At 40.7% G+C, this 23,062-nt stretch carries 25 protein-coding genes; 5 read left to right on the plus strand and 20 right to left on the minus strand.

The window, feature by feature from the left end; all coding sequences use genetic code 11:
* Positions 1-161 precede the first annotated feature (161 nt).
* On the plus strand, positions 162-1,070 hold the full coding sequence (locus QZ334_RS01285) for a hypothetical protein (protein WP_295231280.1): 909 nt from the start codon (positions 162-164) through the stop codon (positions 1,068-1,070).
* A gap of 70 nt (positions 1,071-1,140) precedes the next feature.
* On the opposite strand, the gene QZ334_RS01290 is transcribed toward QZ334_RS01285, so the two are convergent.
* The 17 genes from QZ334_RS01290 to QZ334_RS01370 form a co-directional block, all read right to left on the minus strand.
* On the minus strand, positions 1,141-1,497 hold the full coding sequence (locus QZ334_RS01290; RefSeq protein ID WP_105084941.1) for a hypothetical protein: 357 nt from the start codon (positions 1,495-1,497) through the stop codon (positions 1,141-1,143).
* A 148-nt stretch (positions 1,498-1,645) separates the two neighbouring features.
* Positions 1,646-2,053, minus strand: coding sequence for an ATP synthase F1 subunit epsilon (gene atpC, locus QZ334_RS01295; protein WP_156720011.1), 408 nt, complete (start codon positions 2,051-2,053; stop codon positions 1,646-1,648).
* Between the two features lie 3 nt (positions 2,054-2,056).
* Positions 2,057-3,481: a F0F1 ATP synthase subunit beta gene (gene atpD, locus QZ334_RS01300; protein WP_105084942.1), complete on the minus strand. Its 1,425-nt coding sequence runs from the start codon at positions 3,479-3,481 to the stop codon at positions 2,057-2,059.
* A gap of 18 nt (positions 3,482-3,499) precedes the next feature.
* The gene (atpG, locus tag QZ334_RS01305; RefSeq protein ID WP_295231283.1) at positions 3,500-4,354 is read right to left on the minus strand and encodes an ATP synthase F1 subunit gamma; all 855 of its coding nucleotides are present in this window, start codon (positions 4,352-4,354) and stop codon (positions 3,500-3,502) included.
* A gap of 3 nt (positions 4,355-4,357) precedes the next feature.
* Positions 4,358-5,896 (minus strand): F0F1 ATP synthase subunit alpha, encoded by a 1,539-nt coding sequence (atpA, locus tag QZ334_RS01310; RefSeq protein ID WP_287540116.1) that lies wholly within the window; start codon positions 5,894-5,896, stop codon positions 4,358-4,360.
* Between the two features lie 16 nt (positions 5,897-5,912).
* The gene (gene atpH, locus QZ334_RS01315) at positions 5,913-6,464 is read right to left on the minus strand and encodes an ATP synthase F1 subunit delta (protein ID WP_105094204.1); all 552 of its coding nucleotides are present in this window, start codon (positions 6,462-6,464) and stop codon (positions 5,913-5,915) included.
* A 4-nt stretch (positions 6,465-6,468) separates the two neighbouring features.
* Positions 6,469-6,966: a F0F1 ATP synthase subunit B gene (gene atpF / locus QZ334_RS01320; protein ID WP_060924369.1), complete on the minus strand. Its 498-nt coding sequence runs from the start codon at positions 6,964-6,966 to the stop codon at positions 6,469-6,471.
* Between the two features lie 18 nt (positions 6,967-6,984).
* Positions 6,985-7,212, minus strand: a complete 228-nt coding sequence (gene atpE / locus QZ334_RS01325; RefSeq protein ID WP_004695064.1) for a F0F1 ATP synthase subunit C — start codon at positions 7,210-7,212, stop codon at positions 6,985-6,987.
* A gap of 23 nt (positions 7,213-7,235) precedes the next feature.
* Complete coding sequence (gene atpB, locus QZ334_RS01330) at positions 7,236-7,934, minus strand: F0F1 ATP synthase subunit A (RefSeq protein WP_005385425.1); 699 nt, start codon at positions 7,932-7,934, stop codon at positions 7,236-7,238.
* A 174-nt stretch (positions 7,935-8,108) separates the two neighbouring features.
* Positions 8,109-8,477 (minus strand): hypothetical protein, encoded by a 369-nt coding sequence (locus tag QZ334_RS01335; RefSeq protein ID WP_005385424.1) that lies wholly within the window; start codon positions 8,475-8,477, stop codon positions 8,109-8,111.
* 10 nt (positions 8,478-8,487) lie between these two features.
* The gene (locus QZ334_RS01340) at positions 8,488-8,682 is read right to left on the minus strand and encodes an AtpZ/AtpI family protein (protein WP_105089727.1); all 195 of its coding nucleotides are present in this window, start codon (positions 8,680-8,682) and stop codon (positions 8,488-8,490) included.
* Position 8,683: 1 nt separating this feature from the next.
* The gene (gene wecB / locus QZ334_RS01345; protein ID WP_119206792.1) at positions 8,684-9,826 is read right to left on the minus strand and encodes a non-hydrolyzing UDP-N-acetylglucosamine 2-epimerase; all 1,143 of its coding nucleotides are present in this window, start codon (positions 9,824-9,826) and stop codon (positions 8,684-8,686) included.
* Between the two features lie 55 nt (positions 9,827-9,881).
* Positions 9,882-11,033 (minus strand): glycosyltransferase family 4 protein, encoded by a 1,152-nt coding sequence (locus QZ334_RS01350; protein ID WP_005385419.1) that lies wholly within the window; start codon positions 11,031-11,033, stop codon positions 9,882-9,884.
* Positions 11,034-11,065: 32 nt separating this feature from the next.
* On the minus strand, positions 11,066-12,424 hold the full coding sequence (locus QZ334_RS01355) for a PFL family protein (protein ID WP_005385418.1): 1,359 nt from the start codon (positions 12,422-12,424) through the stop codon (positions 11,066-11,068).
* An 8-nt stretch (positions 12,425-12,432) separates the two neighbouring features.
* Positions 12,433-12,708 (minus strand): ACT domain-containing protein, encoded by a 276-nt coding sequence (locus QZ334_RS01360; protein WP_039968964.1) that lies wholly within the window; start codon positions 12,706-12,708, stop codon positions 12,433-12,435.
* A 134-nt stretch (positions 12,709-12,842) separates the two neighbouring features.
* Positions 12,843-14,480, minus strand: coding sequence for a phosphoglucomutase (locus QZ334_RS01365; protein ID WP_005385414.1), 1,638 nt, complete (start codon positions 14,478-14,480; stop codon positions 12,843-12,845).
* 83 nt (positions 14,481-14,563) lie between these two features.
* On the minus strand, positions 14,564-15,493 hold the full coding sequence (locus QZ334_RS01370) for a YitT family protein (RefSeq protein ID WP_295231297.1): 930 nt from the start codon (positions 15,491-15,493) through the stop codon (positions 14,564-14,566).
* 205 nt (positions 15,494-15,698) lie between these two features.
* On the opposite strand from QZ334_RS01370, the gene ispE reads away from it, so the two are divergent.
* The 4 genes from ispE (at position 15,699) to QZ334_RS01390 (ending at position 20,423) form a co-directional block, all read left to right on the plus strand.
* The gene (gene ispE / locus QZ334_RS01375; RefSeq protein WP_119208974.1) at positions 15,699-16,595 is read left to right on the plus strand and encodes a 4-(cytidine 5'-diphospho)-2-C-methyl-D-erythritol kinase; all 897 of its coding nucleotides are present in this window, start codon (positions 15,699-15,701) and stop codon (positions 16,593-16,595) included.
* Entirely contained in the window at positions 16,592-17,284 is a 693-nt protein-coding gene (locus QZ334_RS01380) for a GntR family transcriptional regulator (RefSeq protein ID WP_024065887.1), read from the plus strand. The genes ispE and QZ334_RS01380 overlap by 4 nt, the downstream gene beginning before the upstream one ends.
* Before the next feature lie 145 nt (positions 17,285-17,429).
* Positions 17,430-18,890, plus strand: a complete 1,461-nt coding sequence (locus QZ334_RS01385; protein ID WP_295231303.1) for an alanine/glycine:cation symporter family protein — start codon at positions 17,430-17,432, stop codon at positions 18,888-18,890.
* Between the two features lie 276 nt (positions 18,891-19,166).
* Complete coding sequence (locus tag QZ334_RS01390; RefSeq protein ID WP_005385406.1) at positions 19,167-20,423, plus strand: Glu/Leu/Phe/Val family dehydrogenase; 1,257 nt, start codon at positions 19,167-19,169, stop codon at positions 20,421-20,423.
* An 84-nt stretch (positions 20,424-20,507) separates the two neighbouring features.
* On the opposite strand, the gene QZ334_RS01395 is transcribed toward QZ334_RS01390, so the two are convergent.
* From QZ334_RS01395 to QZ334_RS01405, 3 genes are all read right to left on the minus strand, one after another.
* Positions 20,508-20,999 carry a QueT transporter family protein gene (locus tag QZ334_RS01395; protein WP_287533471.1) on the minus strand — a complete coding sequence of 164 codons (492 nt, stop codon included), beginning with the start codon at positions 20,997-20,999 and terminating at the stop codon, positions 20,508-20,510.
* A 487-nt stretch (positions 21,000-21,486) separates the two neighbouring features.
* Positions 21,487-22,176 carry a 7-cyano-7-deazaguanine synthase QueC gene (queC, locus tag QZ334_RS01400; protein WP_295231306.1) on the minus strand — a complete coding sequence of 230 codons (690 nt, stop codon included), beginning with the start codon at positions 22,174-22,176 and terminating at the stop codon, positions 21,487-21,489.
* Positions 22,177-22,244: 68 nt separating this feature from the next.
* Positions 22,245-23,000, minus strand: a complete 756-nt coding sequence (locus QZ334_RS01405) for an exodeoxyribonuclease III (RefSeq protein WP_129823436.1) — start codon at positions 22,998-23,000, stop codon at positions 22,245-22,247.
* Positions 23,001-23,062: the final 62 nt, after the last annotated feature.

A 23,062-nucleotide genomic window follows, 5' to 3' on the forward strand; every position in this document is an offset into this window, starting at 1 on the left:
AGCGCCTGCCTTACAAGCAGGATGTCGGCAGTTCGATCCTGTCATCGTCCACCAAACCTAGAAGCAAGCATAAAGCTTGCTTCTTTTTTTTGTATATGTGATATAATAGTACCAGTTGTTTTGTTTGTGAATTTTAAAGAGTCTTATTTAGAGGAGGAACTATGTTTTATACATTCGGACGCTATAAACGTTCGCTACTTACAGTACTAGGTGTACTATTGGCATCTACACTCGCTACAGCAAGTGCTGCCACTATTAATATGAGCCAGTTAACATCAAATACCGCTCAACCGGTAGTCATTAACTCTATGCCATCCAATGTAGATACGACTACCCCTACATTACAAGCCGATAATAATGGTCAACCTATTTTGAAGGTTGCAAACACACCTGTTTCAACACCAATTGTTGGAACACCTGAAAAAGCGACTATCAATACTTCTAATTCTAATTATGATGGTCACTTAGATAATTTCCCTAGTCGCAAAGTTACAATTGTTGTACCTGCAAAATTGCGCAACGAAAACACAGCCCAATTAGGTCGTTACATGACAGACCGTCTATCTAATACGCTTAAGTATCCATACTATGATACAGCAATCGTAAGTACTAATACGCCAACAGCAGAAATTAGAGCTGTTGACCTTGCGCAAATTGCATCTGCGCAGAACTCTGAAATTGTTATCATGCCTGTACCATTGCAAGACGTATACGTACAAATTAATGGTGTAAATAGCCCATATGCATATAATAATGATGATCGCGAAATGTATATTGCAGCAAAGGTAAATGCATTGTTATATTACTACGATGTGAATGATCAAGTTATTCACACTGTACGCAGTGGATTCAATCAAACTGATGATTCCTTAACAATGCCAACACATAAGGCTGTATGGAACAAAGTTATGACTGTATTACTTGATAAATTACCATACAAACGTATTCCAACAGACCGCGACCGCTATCAAGCACCTGGTATTAACTCTGAGTCTCCAGTAGTACTTGATTTCCAAGTAGAACAACCTAAGAATACAGCGTATTCCTTAAAAGGTGTTAGCGTATTATAAGAGACACTAAAAAGACCGTTAAGCAATTGCTTAACGGTCTTTTTGTATTCACCTATTAACGATACATAACTTAGTGAATCAAGCCGATTAATCTAAGTTGATGCTCTGTAAAACCAGCATTTCTTAAAAGTGCAGTAAATGAACTACGGAAGGAATCAGATAAATCGCTTACGTAATAAATTGAATCATCATCTTTTGCACTTGCTGTACTTGTATTAGTAGTCGCAGCATATTTAGCATTATCAGCTTCATTTTGTTTAACCATGTTAGCTCTAAAAGCATCATTTGTAGGAGTTTCTACTGGTGGACGAACCGAGTCAGTATATTTATAACCATAAGATGCGTCTACATGTGTTCCTAGTGTAGATGCACCAAAACAGCATGCTAATACAGCAAAAGCAATGAAAGATTTTTTTGATACGTTCATTAGAAAACCTCCAAATTAACACAATAAGTCATTAAATTTAAATGACAAATTTTAGTATAAGTAGATGACCTTAATGTTAGATGAGTGTTTCCTATAAACAAAATGAAATTCTATAGAAAAAGGCTAGCCCTATGGCTAGCCTTTTTCTTTATAGTTGTTTAGTTACATGCAAGCGCAATAATGCACGTTGCAATGCTGCTTCTGCGCGTTCTACATCGATATCTGGTGTAGGATTGGATAACCGGCCTTCTGCACGTTCTTTAGCTCGACGAGCACGTTCCACATCAATGGATGCTGGATCTTGGCAATCTGGTGTTACAATACTCACCTTATTATGTTCGATTTCACAGAAACCACCAAATACAGCAAGTTCACGAGATGTTCCATCTGGTTGATCTATGCGTAATGGCGCTAAATCTAATGCGATAATCATAGGTGCATGATTTGGCAAGATACCAAATTGACCATCAATGGCTTTACCTACAAAGAATGTAGACTTACCTTCAAAGACAATCGCATCAGGTGTAATGATCTGTAGGGTCATAGGTTCCGCCATGGATTATTCCCCCTTCTCTTGCATTTCCTTTGCTTTTTGAACGGCTTCATCGATGGTACCAACCATGTAGAATGCACCTTCAGGTAAATCATCATGTTTACCATCAAGGATTTCTCTAAAGCCTCTCAATGTTTCGGACAATGGTACGTATTTACCAGGAGAACCAGTAAATACTTCAGCTACGAAGAACGGTTGACTCAAGAAACGTTGAATCTTACGCGCACGAGATACTGTCAATTTATCTTCGTCAGACAATTCTTCCATACCAAGGATTGCGATAATATCTTGAAGATCTTTATATTTTTGCAATACTTCTTGTACGCCACGCGCTACTTCATAGTGTTCTTCACCAAGTACATGTGGGTCCAAAATACGGCTTGTAGAATCTAACGGATCCACCGCTGGATAGATACCAAGTTCCGCAATGGAACGAGACAATACTGTTGTCGCATCCAAGTGAGCGAATGTCGCCGCTGGCGCAGGGTCAGTTAAGTCATCGGCAGGTACGTATACAGCTTGTACAGAAGTAATAGAACCTTCTTTGGTAGATGTAATACGTTCTTGTAATGCCCCTACGTCATTAGCCAATGTAGGTTGATAACCTACGGCAGATGGCATACGACCTAAGAGGGCTGATACTTCAGAGCCAGCTTGAATAAAGCGGAAGATATTATCAATAAACAAGAGCACGTCTTGTTTCTTCACATCACGGAAGTATTCAGCCATTGTAAGGCCTGTAAGACCTACGCGCATACGTGCCCCAGGTGGCTCATTCATTTGGCCATATACAAGAGCTGTTTTGTTGATAACGCCGGACTCTTTCATTTCGTTCCACAAGTCGTTACCTTCACGAGTACGTTCGCCTACGCCGGAGAATACGGAGTAACCACCGTGCTCTGTGGCAACATTGTGAATCAATTCCATAATTAATACGGTTTTACCTACACCGGCACCACCGAAGAGGCCGATTTTACCACCTTTTACATATGGAGCGATAAGGTCAACGACCTTAATACCTGTTTCCAAGATTTTAGTATCTGGAGAAAGGTCATCAAATTTAGGTGCTGGACGATGAATAGGCCATTTTTCGTCAGCTACAACTGGAGCTGGATCATGGTCTACAGTTTCACCCAATACGTTAAAGATACGACCCAATACACCTTCACCTACAGGAACGGCAATTGCAGCACCAGTATCTTCAGCATCCATATTACGGGTCATACCGTCAGTAGAGCTCATTGCAACGCAACGTACAGTATCATCACCTAAGTGTTGCATAACCTCTACTACAATTTTTTGTCTATCATGTGCCTTATGATCATGGTAGATGTTGATGGCGTTGTAGATGCTTGGCAAATGACCAGCATCGAAGCGCACGTCTACAACTGGACCAATGACCTGCACAACTTTACCAATATTATTACTCATCGACAAATGTCTCCTTATTTATTGCAAGGCATTAGCGCCACCAACGATTTCAGAAATTTCGTTTGTAATGCTAGATTGACGTAACTTGTTATATTCAAGTCCTAAGGAATCAATGAGTTCCCCTGCATTATCTGTAGCAGATGTCATGGCTGTCATACGAGCACCCAATTCACTTGCTGCAGATTGCAACAATCCATTATAAACAGTAATCTCTAAATATTTTGGTAACAACGCCTCCAAGACAGATACAGCAGATGGCATGAAATCATACTCTTCGCCCTTTACCTCATCTTGTGGTTGCTCTATCGGCAACAAGCGCTCAGCCTGTGCAATTTGCGTCATAGAATTTACAAAACGTGTATAGATCATGATGACTTCGTCAACTTCATGACGTTCGTATAGTGAAAGTGCTTCATGCATAATGGCACGGGCATGTTCATAAGAAGGTTTATCGGAGAAGCCTGCATAGGACTTATCGATATGAATTCCTCTAGATTTCATGCTGTCTCTAGGCTTTTTACCTGCCGTGATAACACGGTATGTATCGGAAGATTTACCATACAATTGTTCCATAGCAAACTTCAACACATTAGACGAGAATGCCCCTGCAAGGCCCTTATCGGCACCTATTACAATATAGCATGTGCGTTTTATAGGGCGTACCTCTAACAAAGGACTGCTAAAGCCTTCTAAATCACTATTAGACATATGACGCAAGATTTGCCCAATCTTCTCTGCGTAAGGACGAGTACCTTCCGCTTTTGTTTGCGCCTTACGAAGACGAGCAGAGGCTACCATCTTCATCGCTTTTGTAATTTGTTGCGTATTGGTAACACTTTTTATGCGTTTTCGCAAATCTTGTGCACTAGCCATACATTACGCCTCCTTATGAGACACTAATGTATGCGTAGAACCAAATGCTTCTACACATTCTGGGATTGCTTGTTTCAATAGATTTTCAGTATCTTCGTCAATTTTCTTAGACGTTTCAATATTTGTGATGATTTCAGGATAGTTAGCTTTTATATAACGTAAAAGTTCAGCTTCAAATGCTAAAATATCATCCACTTGAATACTTGCTAAATACCCTTTTGTACCAGCGTAAAGATTAATAACCATTTCTGCTACGCTCATAGGTTCATATTGACCTTGTTTTAACATTTCAGTCAAACGTTCACCACGGTCTAATTGTGCTTTAGTAGCCGCATCAAGATCGGAACCGAACTGAGCGAAGGCAGCTAACTCACGATATTGAGCAAGGTCCAAACGCAATTGGCCTGCTACTTGTTTCATCGCTTTAGTTTGCGCACTACCACCTACACGGGATACGGACAAACCTACATCAACCGCTGGGCGGACGCCAGAGTAGAACATATCTGTCCCCAAGAAAATTTGACCATCAGTAATGGAAATTACGTTTGTTGGGATGTATGCAGATACGTCACCTGCTTGTGTTTCAATGATTGGCAACGCAGTAATCGAACCACCACCAAGTTCTGGTGAAAGTTTCGCAGCACGTTCTAATAGACGGCTGTGTAAGTAGAATACGTCGCCTGGATACGCTTCACGCCCTGGTGGACGGCGTAATAATAAAGACATAGCACGGTAAGCAGCCGCTTGCTTAGTTAAGTCATCATATACACAAAGTACATGTTTGCCTTTGTACATGAAGTATTCACCCATAGCAACACCTGCGTACGGAGCGATGTATTGTAATGGAGCCCCTGTAGAAGCACTAGCAGAAACGACGATTGTATACTCCAACGCACCTGTTTCTTCCAATTTTTGTACTACACGAGCTACGGTAGATTCTTTTTGACCAATTGCTACATAGATACAAATTACATCTTTACCTTTTTGATTGATAATTGTATCAAGAGCAATTGCAGTTTTACCTGTACCACGGTCACCAATGATAAGCTCACGTTGGCCACGGCCAATTGGTACCATCGCATCGATAGCTTTCAAACCTGTTTGCAATGGTTCGTTTACAGATTGACGATCCGCAATACCAGGTGCTGGATGTTCTACAGGACGACGTTCAGTCGCTTGAATAGCACCCTTGCCATCGATAGGCTGCCCCAATGGATTTACTACACGACCAATAAGAGCATCCCCTACTGGTACGTCCATAATTTTGCCAGTACGGCGTACTTCATCGCCTTCTTTAATTAAGAAGTCGTCACCTAATAGTACGGCACCAACATTATCTAATTCTAAGTTCAAAACCAAGCCATATACGCCGTGTGGTAACTCTAACAACTCACCAGCCATGGCTCTTTCAAGACCATAAATATGGGCGATGCCATCCCCTACGTCAAGAACAGTACCCACGTCATCGACATTGAGGTCAACATCATAGTCCTGAATCTGCTGTTTAATTATAGCAGTGATTTCTTCAGGCTTCATTTTCATATATACCCATTCACCCCTATCTAATAGAGTTCGTTCTTAATAAAGATTTTTCTAATTCCTCTAAACGGCGAGCTACAGAGCCATCGATGCGTTTATCCCCTACTTGGATAACGATACCACCCATAATGGATGGATCTTGACGCACGGATAAGATGACATCTTTTCCTGTTACTTCTCTTAGTTTAGCTTGTACAGATGCTTCTACATCAGCTGTAATTGGTTCAGCTACTGTTACAGTAGCTTCCAAAATACCACGTGCTGCACGTGATTTCTTAATAAACGCTTCGATAGTCGATGCTATATAGCGATAACGACCGCGCTTAATCATCACATAAATAAAGTGTAGAGCAACTTTATCGATACTAGAGTCAAAAATTTTACCAATAAGCTTAATCTTTGCATCTTCTGTAACGATTGGATTCTCTAGAAAGGAACGCAACTCAGGTTGATCAACCATTACGGATGCTACATAACCTAATTGCTCCTCCATGAGTTCCAACTTATTTTGTTCTTGAGCTAATTCAAACATAGCCGAACTATATTTATCTGCTACAATTTCTATGCTCATCGTATCACAACCCTATCGTTTTACTATCAAGTTGACGAATAGCGTCTTCGATCAATTTTGTATTAGTTTCGCTGTTCATATCTTTAGCAACAACTTTACCAGCCATAGCTACAGACAAAGAAACAACTTCATTGCGTAAACTATTCATAGCACGATCACGTTCGATTGCAATATCTTGGCGAGCACGATTTTTTTCTTGTTCAATTTGTTCGCGTGCTGTCGCTAATTGTTCGCGTGTTGTATTTTCTGCTTCTTGAACTGCTTTTTCAACAATTTGTTGTGCTTCTTGACGTGCTTTAGCAATTTGAGCTGCATAATCAGCTTTAAAGCCCTCTGCCTCTACGCGAGCTTTTTCTGCAGCTTCTAAGTCTTTAGCAATACGTTCTTTACGTTCTGTCATCATAGCCAATAATGGTTTATATGCAAAACGAGCTAATAGCCAAACTAATATAAAAAAGTTCAACATTTGAGCAAGAATCGTTCCAAGGCTTAAGTCAACCAAGGTTATTCCTCCTCGTTATTATCTGAATAACAAAATAAATGCTACTACTACACCGATGATAGGCATCGCTTCGATCAAGCCAATCGCTACGAACATTGTAGACATCAATTGACCACGTAATTCTGGTTGGCGTGTAATACCTTCGATTACTTTGCTAGATACAAGACCATCACCGATACCTGCACCAATGGCACCACAACCTACTGCGATTGCTGCTGCTAATGCGAATAAACCTTGAGCTTCCATAATATATCCTCCATATAAAATAATTAATGTTCCTCACTAAGAGCCATCCCCAAGTAGGAGGCAGTAAGAACTGTGAAAATAAAGGCTTGAATAATACCGATAAATAAACTAAAAGCAATCCAAACCCATGGTACAGGTACAAACCAAGGCAAGTTATACAATACTTCTAACAAAATTTCACCAGCTACGATATTGCCGAATAGACGGAAAGCAAGTGTAACTGGTTTTGCAATTTCCTCAAAAATATTAAGGATTAGCAAAGCCTTATAAGGTTGTACAAAATGATTGAAATAGGATAAGCCTTTAACTTTAATCCCCATAACCCATACCACTAATGTGCTACATAGAGCTAATGCAATTGTAGTATTAATATCGGATGTTGGTGATGTTAAAGCCTTAAACGTTGGCATTAAACCCAGTTCGTTCCCTACAAAAATAAATAAGAAAAACGTAAATAACAAGGAACTTACCATCGGCCAATGACGACCCAAGTTCGGAGCTAGCTGCCCCTCTAAGCCTTCTAATATAGCTTCCACTATATTTTGCAAGCCTACAGGCACCAATTTACGTCCTCGGGTGGCCAATACTGTTACCAGTATTACAATAGCCATAGTAACCCATGTAGCAATCAAGGTATCAATATTAAATGTTAACCCCAACCACTGCACGACCTCATGGTGTCCCGCATGTAATTCCACGTTCTCAACCCCTTCCATAGTCATAATAAAAACCTTATATATTTACAATTAATATAAATATATTATATATGTATCATCATACATCGTTATAGATATATAATCAACACTTACAAGGTAAACAATTCCAATTACTCATAATCACATTGTGTATAATGCATTATCGGTATACACCTATCATTCTTACTGCTACTTACGGGGTCAGAAATGCCGACTAAGCCACCAATACACCACATATAATGCCGGTTGTATGAGTGCAATACCTATAAACATGCTAACAGCTTCAACACCAGGTATTTTTAATCCTAAGACGACCAAAGAGCCTACTAACATAAGACGCCATATCATCTGCCTGCGAGCTTTACGTACGGCTTTATAAGGGTCTCCTGACACAATAGATTGTCCATGCAAAGCCAAGCTAAGCAAGTAGAGTACCATTATAAAGATGCCCCAAAGCCATCCCCATAGATACACTTCTAAGCCACATAAAACTTGTATTATACCGCCTAAAAAGGCAATAAAAAAACAAGTTAGTAGCACACGCACTATGAATTTAATATATTGATTCATATATACCTCACTACTTAACTTGTTTATATAACATATAAAAGCCTGTTATAGCTCCAATAAGACCAAATATAACCATACATAATGGTTCAGTTCTAAACCAACCATCTAGTATATATCCAATCCCAATAAAGCCACCTATACAGAAAACGAGTGTGAGCCCCGCCGATGTTGCCATGGCGAGGGCTTTCACAAGGTCCTTATCCATATTATTTACCAAAACGTTCAGGACGATTAGGATCGCCTAAAAATTCATGGCGCAACGCTTGGATGATGCGTTCAGATGCTTTGCCGTCACCATATGGGTTAACGGAATTAGACATCAATTTATAAGCCTCTGCATTGCTCAACAATTCATGAGCTGCTGCATGTACAGCGTCTTTGTCAGTACCTACAAGGCGCACAGTACCAGCTTCAACAGCTTCTGGGCGTTCTGTAGTATCACGCAATACGAGAACTGGTTTACCAAGAGCTGGTGCTTCCTCTTGAATCCCACCAGAATCAGTAAGAATCAAATAGGATTTAGCCATCAAATTAGCAAATGGTTCGTAATCAAGCGGGTCAATTAATGTAACACGTTCTACAGAACCGAGTTCTTCTTGTACAACTTGGCGAACTTTAGGATTCTTATGTACAGGGAATACCACTTGAATATCTTTAAATTCATCAAGCAAATCGCGAATAGCTTGGTATACATGGCGCATAGGCTCACCCAAGTTTTCACGGCGATGTGTAGTAACAAGCACTGTACGTTTTTCAGGATCTAATGCATTGATAGCAGCATCATCAAACACATAATTTTCTTGTACTGTTGTATCAAGGGCATCAATAACCGTATTGCCTGTTACATACAAATGGTCTGTATTTATATTTTCTTTTTTAAGATTACTTTCAGAACTAGCTGTTGGTGCAAAATGATATGTCGCAATAGAACCAGTCAACTTGCGGTTCATCTCTTCTGGGAATGGAGAGTAAATATCACCAGTGCGAAGGCCTGCTTCTACATGGCCTACAGGAATTTCTTGATAGAAGGACGCCAAAGCACCTGCAAAGGTAGTTGTAGTATCACCATGTACAAGAACCACATCAGGTTTAGCTTCTTCTAATACATCTTTAAGGCCCATCAATGCACGGTTTGTTACATCGTACAATGTTTGACCTTGGCTCATAATATTCAAGTCGTAATCAGGGGTAATATTAAACAAGTTTAGTACTTGATCGAGCATATCGCGATGTTGTGCCGTAACGGTTACAATCGGTTCCATATCCGGTGCTGCTTCTAATGCTTTTACAAGAGGAGCCATCTTGATAGCCTCAGGTCTTGTACCAAAGATTGTCATAACTTTTAACATAGTTGCCTCCAACATAGTAGGATAGAAAAAATGGGGCGCCAAGCGCCCCACATGGTTATTTCTTATGGGAATCCTCGGATTCCTCTAAAGCTTTTGCCAATTCTTCACGATCAAAGGAAATAGTTTCATCTGAATCGCTGCGTTCAATTGTAGGACGTGGTAGTGGATGACCTGCCGCATCACTGTGAGTAATAACACCAAGGCGACGAGCCACATAAATACTACCTAAGAAGATAACGAGTACTAATGCGATACCAATCCAAGCATTGACCTCTGCTACGATGACGGATACGCCACCAAAGAGAGCCGTTACAGCATACATCATTAGCACCGCTTGCTTTTGAGATAAGCCTTGTGCTAACAAACGATGATGCACATGGCCTTTATCAGGCTTGAAAATCGGACGACCGCTGATTTTACGGCGTACGATAGCAAATAATGTATCGAGAATTGGTAAGCCTAGCACGATTGCTGGTACTACTAATGCAATAGTAGCCGCCGTTTTAACGGCTCCCATTACAGAAATAGCGGCTAATGTATAACCAAGGAGCATAGAGCCCGTATCACCCATGAAGATTTTCGCTGGGTTAAAGTTATACCGCAAGAACCCTACTGTTGCACCTGCTAGTGCCAATGAAATACAGGCAAGGTCAGTTTGACCAAGTTGTAATGTCATAGCACAAACAGCAATACAAGCAATAAAGGAAATACCTGCTGCCAAGCCATCAAGTCCATCGATAAGGTTTACGATATTCGTAAAGCCTACAATCCAGAAAATAGTCAATGGAGCAGCCCAATATTTAAGATATACTACACCACCCCAAGGAAGGTTGATAAAGTCTACGCGAATATCGTAAGCTACCAAAATAGCTGCTGCTATAATTTGGCCCATCAACTTAGTCTTTGGCTCAATTTGTTTAATATCGTCCCAAATGCCAACAAGCACAAGGATAACGGTACCAAGTACAAAGCCAAATAGTTTATGGTCATGTGGGATAGATCCATTAAAGAGGACCGACCCGACATAACCGAGAAAGATTGCTAACCCACCAAGTCGTGGAATAGCACCATGATGTACCTTGCGGGCATCAGGTTTATCTATTGCCCCAACAGCAACGGCAAAGCGTTTCACCAAAGGGGTAAGTGCAAAGGTTATGATGAGCGCCAGAGCAAAGGCCCATACATAATCGAGCACATAATCACTCATAAGACACCTCCAACAACTGGGTTAAAACAATATTAGTTCGTTAAGCTACGAATAGGTGCAGGAATACGGCCACCACGTGCGATGAACTCAGCTGCACTATATGGACTCACTTCAATAATTGGAGCATAGCCTAACAAGCCACCAAACTCAACAACCTCGCCTACTGTTTTACCAGGTACAGGAATTACACGAACCGCAGTTGTCTTATTATTAATCATACCAATAGCAGATTCATCAGCAATGATTGCAGAAATTGTATCTGCTGTTGTGTCACCAGGAATAGCAATCATGTCAAGGCCCACAGAACATACGCATGTCATAGCCTCTAATTTATCGAGGGATAAACTGCCACAAGATACAGCATCAATCATACCCGCATCTTCAGATACTGGAATAAATGCACCACTGAGACCGCCTACGTGAGAAGATGCCATAAGGCCACCTTTTTTCACTGCATCATTAAGCAATGCAAGTGCTGCTGTAGTACCGTGACAACCACAAGAGGATAAGCCCATTTCTTCAAGAACGTGAGCTACCGAGTCACCTACAGCTGGTGTTGGTGCCAAGGACAAGTCAATGATACCGAATGGTTTGCCAAGACGGCGAGATGCCTCTTGTGCTACCAATTGGCCTACACGAGTAATTTTGAAAGCAGTGCGTTTAATTGTTTCTGCTACAACATCAAAGGATTGACCACGTACAGATTCTAGTGCGTGTTTTACAACGCCTGGACCAGATACGCCTACAGAAATGGCACTATCACCTTCAGTTACACCAAAGAAGGCACCCGCCATGAACGGATTATCCTCTACAGGGTTACAGAAAATAACGAGCTTAGCACAACCAAGCGCATCATTATCCTTTGTAAGTTCTGCTGTTTTCTTAACGATGATACCCATGTCGCGAACTGCATCCATGTTGATCCCCGTTTTAGTAGAGCCCACACCTACAGAGCTACATACGATATCTGTAGTTGCCAACGCTTCTGGAATGGAATCAATCAAAATGCGGTCAGCACGTGTAGCACCTTTTGTTACAAGAGCAGAGAAACCGCCGATAAAGTTTACACCTACTGTTTTTGCAGCGCGATCCATCGCTTCTGCAATAGGAACATAGGATGTTAAATCACTACCACCAGCCACTAATGAGATCGGTGTTACAGAAATACGTTTGTTAATGATAGGAATACCAAACTCGCGCTCAATAGCCTCACCAGTAGACACAAGGTGTTCTGCTTCTTTCGTAATGCGATCATAAATACGATCACACAACTCTTTACCAGAGCTAGATGCACATTCAAGCAAGCTAATACCCATTGTAATGGTACGTACGTCAAGCTTGTTATCATGAATCATCTGATTCGTTTCTAAAATATTGTCGATAGATAACATAGTGCCTCCTATCCTACACGGTGCATGCTTAAGAAAATATCAGCATGTTGTGCACGGATTTCAACACCAAGTTCTTTACCGAGTGCATTCAAAGCATCTTGAATAGATGTCAAATCTTTCACATCTTCAGACTTTGTTTCACACATCATAATCATATTGAAAACGCCATCAAGAATGGTTTGATTTATAGACATAATGTTTACGCCGTGGTTAGCAAGTACAGTACTAACCCCTGCAATGATACCAACGCGGTCAACGCCGACAACGGTAACAACTAATTTCATAACATCACCTTTTCTGAGCACTACAAACTATTTGCCCCATATAGGGTATTCAATAAACTATATTAATATATTATATCACATTTATTAATTTTCTACGGTGAAATCTTCATGAGTTTTCATGTAAAAATAGTATTTTACACTTCGTCGGATAATGCAGCCGTTACGATAGCCTCTCCTGCTGTCAATAACGCGACTAAACCTTTATCCCCTTTATAGCTTTCACCATAAATTTTATACAAATCCTCTGTACCGGACGGACGCGCTACAAACCAACCTGTTTCAGTTTCTACGCGAACCCCATCGATGGGCATATCCTTGTATAAGGATGTAGTGCGTATATTAGTAATAGCGTCTCCATCTACCTCTGTAGCCGTAATGGAACTTGCATTCAACTGTTTCAACTTAGCCTTTGCTGCCTTTGTACAAGCCGCATCAATGCGACCAAATCGTGGGTCACCACAACCTTCAACAATATTATTGTAGAGGCGATCAACAGTTGCGCCCATAACGGCATACATTTCCATTGCTAGAAGCGCCATTACCATGCCGTCTTTATCGGTAGTCCATACGGTGCCGTCCTTTTTAAGGAACGATGCGCCTGCAGATTCTTCACCGCCGATACCAATCTCACCATCAAATAATAAAGAGCTAAAATATTTAAAGCCTACCGGAACCTCATAAACCGGAATGTCTTTAACAGCCGCCCATTTATCAATCATAGTGGTACAAACAACGGTTTTACCTACCCCTTTATCTGTCCAACCACGGGTTGTAAACAAATAATCTGCAGCAACCGTAAGGAACGCATTAGGAGAAGCAAGTCCCTCTGCAGTAACGATACCGTAGCGATCATAATCAGGGTCATTGCCAACAGCGAGATCATAATTGCCAATTTGTTTAGTTACATCCGCCATCGCATATTCAGAAGAACAATCCATACGCACCTTGCCATCATGGTCATAGGTCATAAAGCTAAAGGTTGGATCGTACTCATCATTGATAATATCCATATTAAGATTATACCGCTCTTTAATAGCACGCCAATAACCAAGGCCACTACCACCTAATGCATTGACAAGAACCTTAGGTTTAGCACTTTGAATGGCCTCCATATTAATAATGGAGGATAGTTCTTCAACATATAAGCCCTTATAGTCATAAGGCACCTGTTGGTCTGGTTCAATATTATCAATACTAATGCGTTTGAACCCTTCTAATTCACAATAAGCACGAACGTACTCATTGGCGCGGGTTTCAATCCATTTTGTAATCAACGTATCTGCAGGGCCACCGTTGGTAGCATTATACTTAATGCCCCCATTATCTGGAGGATTGTGAGATGGTGTAATAACGATACCATCTGCTTTTTTATCGTTACTTTCATTATATCGAATGATTGCACGAGACACAGATGGCGTTGGAACAAAGTCCATATCCGCATCAACCATGGCAGTCACACCATTACCAGCAAGTACCTCAAGCACTGTTACTAATGCAGGCTGAGATAAAGCATGTGTATCTTGGCCCACAAAAATGGGTCCTGTCGCACCAAATTGACCACGACCATCACAGATTGCCTGTGTAATAGCCGCTACGTGTAAATCCGTAAAGGTACCATTTAAAGAGGTACCACGGTGGCCTGATGTACCAAAGGATACGAGTTGTGTCGGATCAGTTACATCTGGCGCATTGTCAAAATAGGCATCTACCAGAGTTTGTACATCTATAATATCTTGTTCTTGTACAGGCGTACCTGCTAATTTATGAGCCATAGGAACCTCCTAATCTCAAATGTATATGTCATTCATAAAATATTATATTTACACATGATTAAGATGAGATGACAAATACTTACTTATTGATTGTGTACAATCTCTGTATTGTCCTCTTGTGTAGTACTCTTATCTTTCAACTGTTCACATACTTCAGTCGGTATAATAGGCTGCGTAAAGCCTTGACCAATAACCTCTTGTGCATCGGTTATCAAGATAAATACATCTGGATCGGCCTCTTGAATAACCTCTTTTAATTTATTTACTTGCAAGAGATTAACGGCTACCATAACGATTTGCTTTGGCGTCCGTGTATAGGCACCCACACCATTAATAATAGTGGCTCCACGGCCAACCTTTTTGATGATGCATTCGCAGACATCATCGGTACGATAGGTAATGATGAAAGCTACCTTTCGTTGATTAAACCCGATAACCACCTTATTCGTAATGATGGTATACACATAGACACTAATAAGTGTGACCGCTACAGCTTCAAGGCCAACAACACCAATTGCGGCAACAAGAATAGCACAGTTTATGGCACTATTAATGGACCCCATTTGAAGTCCATAATATTTGCGTACAATGAGTGCAATAGGATCAAGCCCACCTGTGTTACCGCCTACGCGGTACACAATGCCAAGACCTACACCAGTAGTAATACCAGCCATCATGGAACTCAACAAAGGATCCTTAATAATCATGTCATATTGCAAGAAGTTAAATAAATCAACCATCCAAGACAGCATCAATGTGCCATACAAGGTTTTGATAACAACACGGGTGCCTAGCCACTTCCAAGCAGCCCAGAATATAGGAATATTTAAAATCATATTCCAAGAACCAACAGATAAGCCCGTTAAATAATACAAAATCAAGCCTACCCCACTAATACCAGTACTCACCAATTTGTGTGGCAATACAAAGGCATCAAGGCCGGCACCAAATATGGCACATCCAAGAATGACCATAAGGCTTTCATAGATAACACTTTTATACTTAGCGAACATAGCTTCCTCCAAATTGCCATTTCACTATAAATATTCTATAATGAACTAACTAAAACATACGCTATTTACAATACATTTAGTAATAAAACAATATGCGTATACAAATTCATCATAAACCACTTAATGGTTATTTTCAATCACTTTATAAGAGTATAAAATAAACATATAAATTGCATATATTCTGTATGTTACAAACGAGGCTATTATGAGTAAAAGTTTTGAGCAACTCGGTTGCAGTAAAATCAATATTGGACTTGCCATTACGGGCAAGCGTGAAGACGGATATCACGATATCGACTCTATCTTCCAATCCATTCGCCTTAGCGACTCCATTTATTTTGCGAAGCATCATTCCGTAGTTTTCTCCGGTGGCGCTCCAGAATTACCTGAGTATATGCAAAAATTAGTTACTTATGGTGAAGAAAATCTTGCCCTCAAAGCATTACGGGCAATACAAGCTTATACCGGTTGCAAAGCGGGAGCTGCCATTCACCTATTAAAACGAGTACCTATTCAAGCCGGTCTTGGCGGTGGTAGTGCTGATGCGGCTGCTATGTTAGTAGGTCTCAATCGATTCTGGGACTTACGACTCACCCAAGAGGAACTTTTACAAATCGGTGCTACTCTTGGATCCGATGTGCCATTCCTATTGCAAGGTGGTACAGCACGTGGCACGGGGCGTGGTGAAATATTAACATACGGAAAATCTCCAGATCCACATTGGTTATTGCTAGTAAAGCCAAAGGTATCTGTATCAACTGCAGCTGCTTATGGTCGCTTCACGAATAAGTCCGTAGCAACAAAACAAACCATCGATACAGTCCAACAACACCTAGAAAATAATGACTTAAAATCAGCATTCCTTACTAGTGCTAATACATTTGAAGAACTACTCTTCCCTGACCATGAAGAACTTGTCATTTGTAAAGAATTCTTCACTAGTCGTGAATATCCAACGATTATGACCGGTAGTGGTCCTACAATGGTGGTATTGCTGGATAAACCAATGGAAGCATTACAACTGCAAGAAGAGATCAAAGCAGCAGGCCATGATTGGCTATCGCTCATTACAAAAACATGTACACAGGAGGACTTACCATGACAAAACGGTTACAACCAATACGCTTAGATGCGTATAAACCTCTACGCGAAGTCGTAAGTGAAACATTACGTCAAGCCATTCAAGACGGCGTGTTAAAACCAGGCGAACGCCTTATGGAAATTCCTCTAGCTGAAGAACTCGGTGTGAGCCGTACACCAATTCGCGAAGCCATTCGTAAGCTTGAGCTCGAAGGTTTTGTTGTCATGGTTCCTCGCCGTGGTACATATGTAGCCAATATATCGTTAAAGGATATTACTCAAGTATTTGAAATTCGGTCTGCCCTAGAAGAACTCGCAGCAGGCCTTGCTGCCGAACGCATAACCGAAGAGGAGATTGAAACACTAGAACGAATGCTCGTAGCGATCGGCGACCATATGGAGAATAAAGACATGGAGTCCGTCGTAACAGCAGACGTAGAATTCCATGAAGTACTATATCGTGCATCGCGTAACGAACGTTTAGCAGATATCGTACACAACTTGCGGGAGCAAACCTATCGATTCCGTAGCTTCTCTATGAATCAACCGGGCCGACTAAGAAAGACATGGGAAGAACACCGTCAATTGGTAGAGGCCATTGCTTCACATAATGCTACTCAAGCTCGTAAGTTGGCAAGAATTCACATGGAACATTCCGAACAAACCTTATTACAAGGCATGGAGGAATCACCGGAATTCACTAAAGCTTAAAGAAACATCTTAGTTGCTATACAATAATAAACTATTAATAAAATCCTTCACTCTTGTGAGGGATTTTGTTTTACATAGTCTATAGAAATTGATACAATATTATTAATAATTATAAGAATTCTTTTTATGAGAAAGGAGCGTTTTTATGGAAGCAATGCTCAATGATGCTATTTCTACCATTAATGGCTATTTATGGAGTTATTTCATCATCTTTATCCTCATCGGCGCAGGTCTCTTCTTTACGATGACAACGAATTTTGTACAAATTCGTATGATCAAAGAAATGATTCGCCTCGTAATCAATGGTGCAGGTAGTTCTACAGAAAAAAATCATGTATCCTCATTCCAAGCGTTCTGTGTTAGTACTGCATCTCGTGTAGGTGTTGGTAACATCGCAGGTATAGCGATTGCTGTTGTACTCGGTGGTCCTGGTGCTATTTTCTGGATGTGGGTTATCGCTCTTATTGGTGCTGCTACAGGTTTCATCGAATCTACATTGGCACAAATCTACAAAGAACCTGTTGCTAAAGGCGGCTTTTACGGCGGCCCAGCATACTACATTCGCTATGGCTTAAACAACAAAGCATTATCTGTTTTATTTGCAATTTTGATCAGTATTACATACGGTTGGATTTACAACTCTGTACAAGCTAATACATTAGCTGCATCTCTTCAAGTATTCAACTTTGATGTATCCTATACAGGCGCTGTAGTAGCAATTCTTCTTGGTATTATCATTTTCGGTGGTATCAGCCGCGTTGCTAAAGCATCTGAAATCATCGTTCCTATCATGGCGGTTTTATATATCGCTACTGCATTATTCGTAGTTATTATGAATATCACTCAATTCCCACATGTAATCTATACTATTATCTCCTCTGCTTTTGAACCAGTAGCAGCAGGTGGTGGCTTATTAGGTGCTACTGTAATGAATGGTATTAAACGTGGTCTATTCTCCAACGAAGCCGGTGAAGGTTCTGTGCCTAATGCAGCGGCTACTGCAGCTGTTAACCATCCTGTTGAACAAGGTCTTGTACAAGCATTCGGTGTATTCCTTGATACATTTATCATTTGTACCGCTTCTGCTTTCATCGTGCTCATCGTTGGTGACTATAGCACAACAGGTTTAACTGGTGTTGCTCTAGTACAACATAACCTTGAACAACAACTTGGTTCTTGGGCACCAACAGCGGTAGCAATCTTTATCGTAATGTTCTCCTTCAGTTCCTTAATTGGTAACTATTACTACGGTGAAATTAATATTAGCCACTTAACAGAGAAGAAATTCTATCTTCATTTATTCCGTATTGGTGTAATAATCATGACATTCGTAGGCTCTATTGCCTCCCTTGATTTAGTATGGAATTTAGCCGATTTATTCATGGCCTTCTTAGTATTAACTAATATTAGTTCCATCGTACGTATGGGACGTACTGCAGGTCTTGCTCTTGATGACTATATCAAACAACGCAAGGCAGGCATCGAAACACCTGTATTTAACCGTTCTGTTCTTAATCATACATACGGTATCGTATGGTGGGGTGACGGCCAAACTACAGACTCTTCTGTACCTCCTACTCCAGTGGAAAATACAATGGAAAAATAAAATATATTCTCTTTAGAGATCGGTGAAAGTATCTTTCATCGGTCTCTTTTTTTTTTTGTAAAAGTATCCATTTATACTGTAAAAACTACGATTTATATCTAACTTTAGGAGTGACTATAATCACAGTAAATATCTATATTCTATACACTTTTCAAGCATTAAAAACTATAGAATATAGTTATAAAATTATAAAGGGTATTATGTATACAACGTCGAATACTACAGTATGTCTAAAATTAGCAAAACTTAATTTACTCTTATATACAGGAGGTTATTATGAGTGGTTATAATCCTTATGAAAACATGCTAAATACGTTAGATGTAGCAGCAGAAAAACTCGGTTATTCTCGTAGTGAGTACGAAGTATTACGTCATCCTGAACGAGAACTAAAAGTAGCTGTACCTCTTCAACTAGACAATGGTGAAGTTCGCGTATACGAAGGTTACCGTTGCCAACACTCCACATTACGTGGTAGCGCTAAAGGTGGTCTTCGCTTCCATCCTGACTCCGACGAAAACGAAGTTCGTGCATTGGCAGCTTGGATGACTATTAAAAATGCTATCGCTAACATTCCTTATGGCGGTGGTAAAGGCGGTATCAAAGTTGATCCTAAAACATTGAACCCTCGCGAATTAGAACGCTTGACTCGTAACTTTGTACGTCGTATTGCTCCTATCATTGGCGTAAATACTGACGTGCCTGCACCAGACGTAAATACAAACGCCCAAATCATGAGCTGGATTGCTGATGAATACAGCACATTAAAAGGCGAATGGAGCCCTGGTATCGTTACTGGTAAACCTATTGAAGTAGGCGGATCCTTAGGTCGTAATGAAGCAACTGGTCGCGGCTGTCTCATCGCATTACAAAGTTACTTAGCTAAGAAAAACTTAGACATCAAAAACCTTACTGTAGCAGTTCAAGGCTTCGGTAACGTAGGTTCCGTAGGTGCTCGCCTCATTGCGCAAGCAGGCGCTAAAGTTGTTGCTATCGGCGACGTAAGCGTTAACATCTACAACCCTAACGGTATTGATGTGGAAAAAGCATACGAATATGCTAACTCCCATGGTCGTTCCCTTGAAGGTTACAGCGAACCAGGTATGACTACAATTGGTGCTCAAGAATTATTGGCTCAACCAGTTGATGTATTGTACATGGCAGCTCTCGAAAACCAATTGAACAAAGACAACATGGAAAACATCCAAGCTAAAATCATCTTGGAAGGTGCTAATGGCCCTACTACTAATGATGCAGATAAATACTTCTATGAAAAAGGTATCGACATCATTCCTGACGTTCTTGCAAACGGCGGCGGCGTAGTTGTATCCTACTACGAATGGGTCCAAAACAAAGCTAGCTTCTACTGGACTGAAGAAGAAGTTAATGAACGCTTAACTAAAAATATGCAAAATAGTTTTGAAGCAGTTTGGGAAATGCAACATAAATACAATGTACCTCCTCGTCAAGCAGCGTACATGGTTGCCCTTGAGCGCCTCGTAGTAGAAACTAAATGGCGCGGCTACAACTGCTAATACTTTCAACCTCCATAACATTTAGCCATAGAAAAGGCGTAAGCTCATATCGAGCTTACGCCTTTTTATTTACCTATGTACTTTTTATTTGAAAGCACCTAATAAAGCAGCCATGCTAGGACGGCTGATCAAAGCTTTCACCAAAACAGAGCCAAGCACTGCCGGAATTGTTTGACCTACGACGAGGTTCAATACCAATGGCCAGTATGGAAGGCCAAGTAATGGGCTGAGCCATAATGGTACACATAATGCTGGAACAAAGATAATTGGTAGAATCGCCCACCAAGCGCTAAGGCCAAGCTTACGCATACCTACGATTATACCTGTTGTTAAAATACCAACGCCAAAACCGCCCATCATATCGAGGATACCAAGACCACCGAATAGGAAGTTAGAAATGAGGTTACCAATCCCCATGGGAATTACCAAAAACGGAAAGGCATAAGCAAGTGCATATAATGATGTTGCTATACGAATTTGATACGCCCCGAAGGAAACGCTTTGCGTTAAATATAGTACGACGATGTACAATGCCACAACCATGGCAGAAATAGTCAATTTACGTGTAGTAATCATAACACTCACCTCCTCAAAATAAAAAAAGCATGGCAAAACTACCATGCTATAAATGCTTATGAATTTCCGTAGTTTTGTTTAGAGACAGGATGGTTTCAAACTGTCTTATTTAGTTGTCGCCTTTAGGCAGTTCTAATATTAACATATATCTAATATTTTCGCAATCAATTTGGTTGTAGGCGGACTTATATGTAAATCTACTATTAGTGTTAAGTTGGTAAGGACGGGGTGTCAGGAGATACCTTTCCTCATCGCTCCACTGGCTATACGGTCATCGGCCTGGGGCCTCGACCTGCCAAAGTCGCTCTTTGAAAAGGTATCTCCTGCCACTGCGAATTTAGCAAATCAACAAATGAGCTAATATTAGCGACGTAGAAGTCCGCCTCAAGGCAAACATAGTATCTTATCTATTAATTTATATGCAAAGTAGCCGCCTAAATGGCGGCTACTAATATAATCCAGTTTTGGTGGGTATAGAGAAATTCTATTATTGTGCTGGGTCTTCGACGCCGTTGGCGCGGAATGCTTCGGCTCTATCGATACAGGTGCCGCAGTGTCCGCATGGTTTGTCGCCGCCTTCGTAGCAGGACCATGTTAGGTGGTATGGTACGCCGAGTCGTAGGCCTTCTTTTACGACGTCTGCTTTGTTATGGTTGATGAATGGTGCTTCTAAGGAGCATTCTTTACCGGATCCTTCGAAGATAGCATCGCCCATGGATTTATAGAAGTGTTCTGTACAGTCTGGGTATGCGTTACCAGCCGCATCATCGCTATGGGCACCATAGTAGATATAGCCGCAGTCTAGAGATAAGGCTAAGGAAGCCGCCGCAGATAGGAATAGACCATTTCTAAATGGCACATAGGTGCTAACAGTACCTTCCCCTTCTGCTTCTTGTTGTTCCTTGTATGAACCTTGAGGTATTGCCTCTGTGGATTGGGTCAATAAAGAGCAATTGCTGAAGGCAAACAATTTAGTGACATCCATCGTTTTACCTTCAATTCCATAATAAGCGAGAATAGATGCAGCAGCCTCTAGTTCTTTACTATGTTTTTGACCATATTGAATGGATAACGGCACTACATTGTCTTTGCCAAATCTTTCAATAGCTAGCGCTAAACATGTAGTACTATCTACACCACCGCTGAATAGGACAACAGCCTTTTGTTTTTGAGCCATAAGGTCTCCTTTCACCTATTACAACAGCCCCATCCTAAGATGAGGCTGTAGATTATACTTTCAATATATTATAAATCGATATCTAATTCTACTGGGCAGTGATCAGAGCCAAAGATTTGTTGGTGAATTTTAGCTTCTTGAATTTTGTCGTCAAGACGTTTAGAGGTGATGAAATAGTCAATTCTCCATCCCGTATTTCGTTCACGAGCCTTGCCCATATAAGACCACCAGCTATATTCCTCAATGGCATCTGGATACAGATGACGGAATGTGTCTGTAAAACCAGCACCTAACAGTTCGGTCATTTTTGCACGCTCTTCGTCGGAGAAGCCTGCATTTTTACGGTTCGTCTTAGGATTTTTAAGGTCGATTTCTTGGTGAGCCACGTTAAGGTCACCACAAAGAATAACTGGTTTTTTCTCATCTAATTCAAGCAAATAGTTGCGGAATGCATCTTCCCAAGTCATGCGGTACTCAAGACGAGCCAATTCACGTTGGCTATTTGGTGTATAGCAGCATACTAAATAGAAATTGTCATATTCAGCAGTAATAACACGGCCCTCTTGATCGTGTTCTTCAATGCCAATACCATTAGTTACGGATAACGGTTTAATGCGTGTGAATACAGCCGTACCACTATAGCCTTTTTTCACAGCACTATTCCAATATTGCTCATAACCTGGCAATTCCAAAGAAATTTGATCAGGTTGCAATTTTGTTTCTTGTAAACAGAAAATATCTGCATCCAGTTCGTTAAAGGATTCCATAAATCCTTTTGTTACAGCCGCACGAAGGCCGTTTACATTCCAAGAAATTAATTTCAATGCTTACTCCTTATTCTAATAGTGCTTTTACATACTAATATAGTTTGTGAAAGCCTCTATTT

It is taken from the genome of Veillonella sp. (genome assembly GCF_019414865.1).
Lineage (GTDB): Bacteria > Bacillota > Negativicutes > Veillonellales > Veillonellaceae > Veillonella.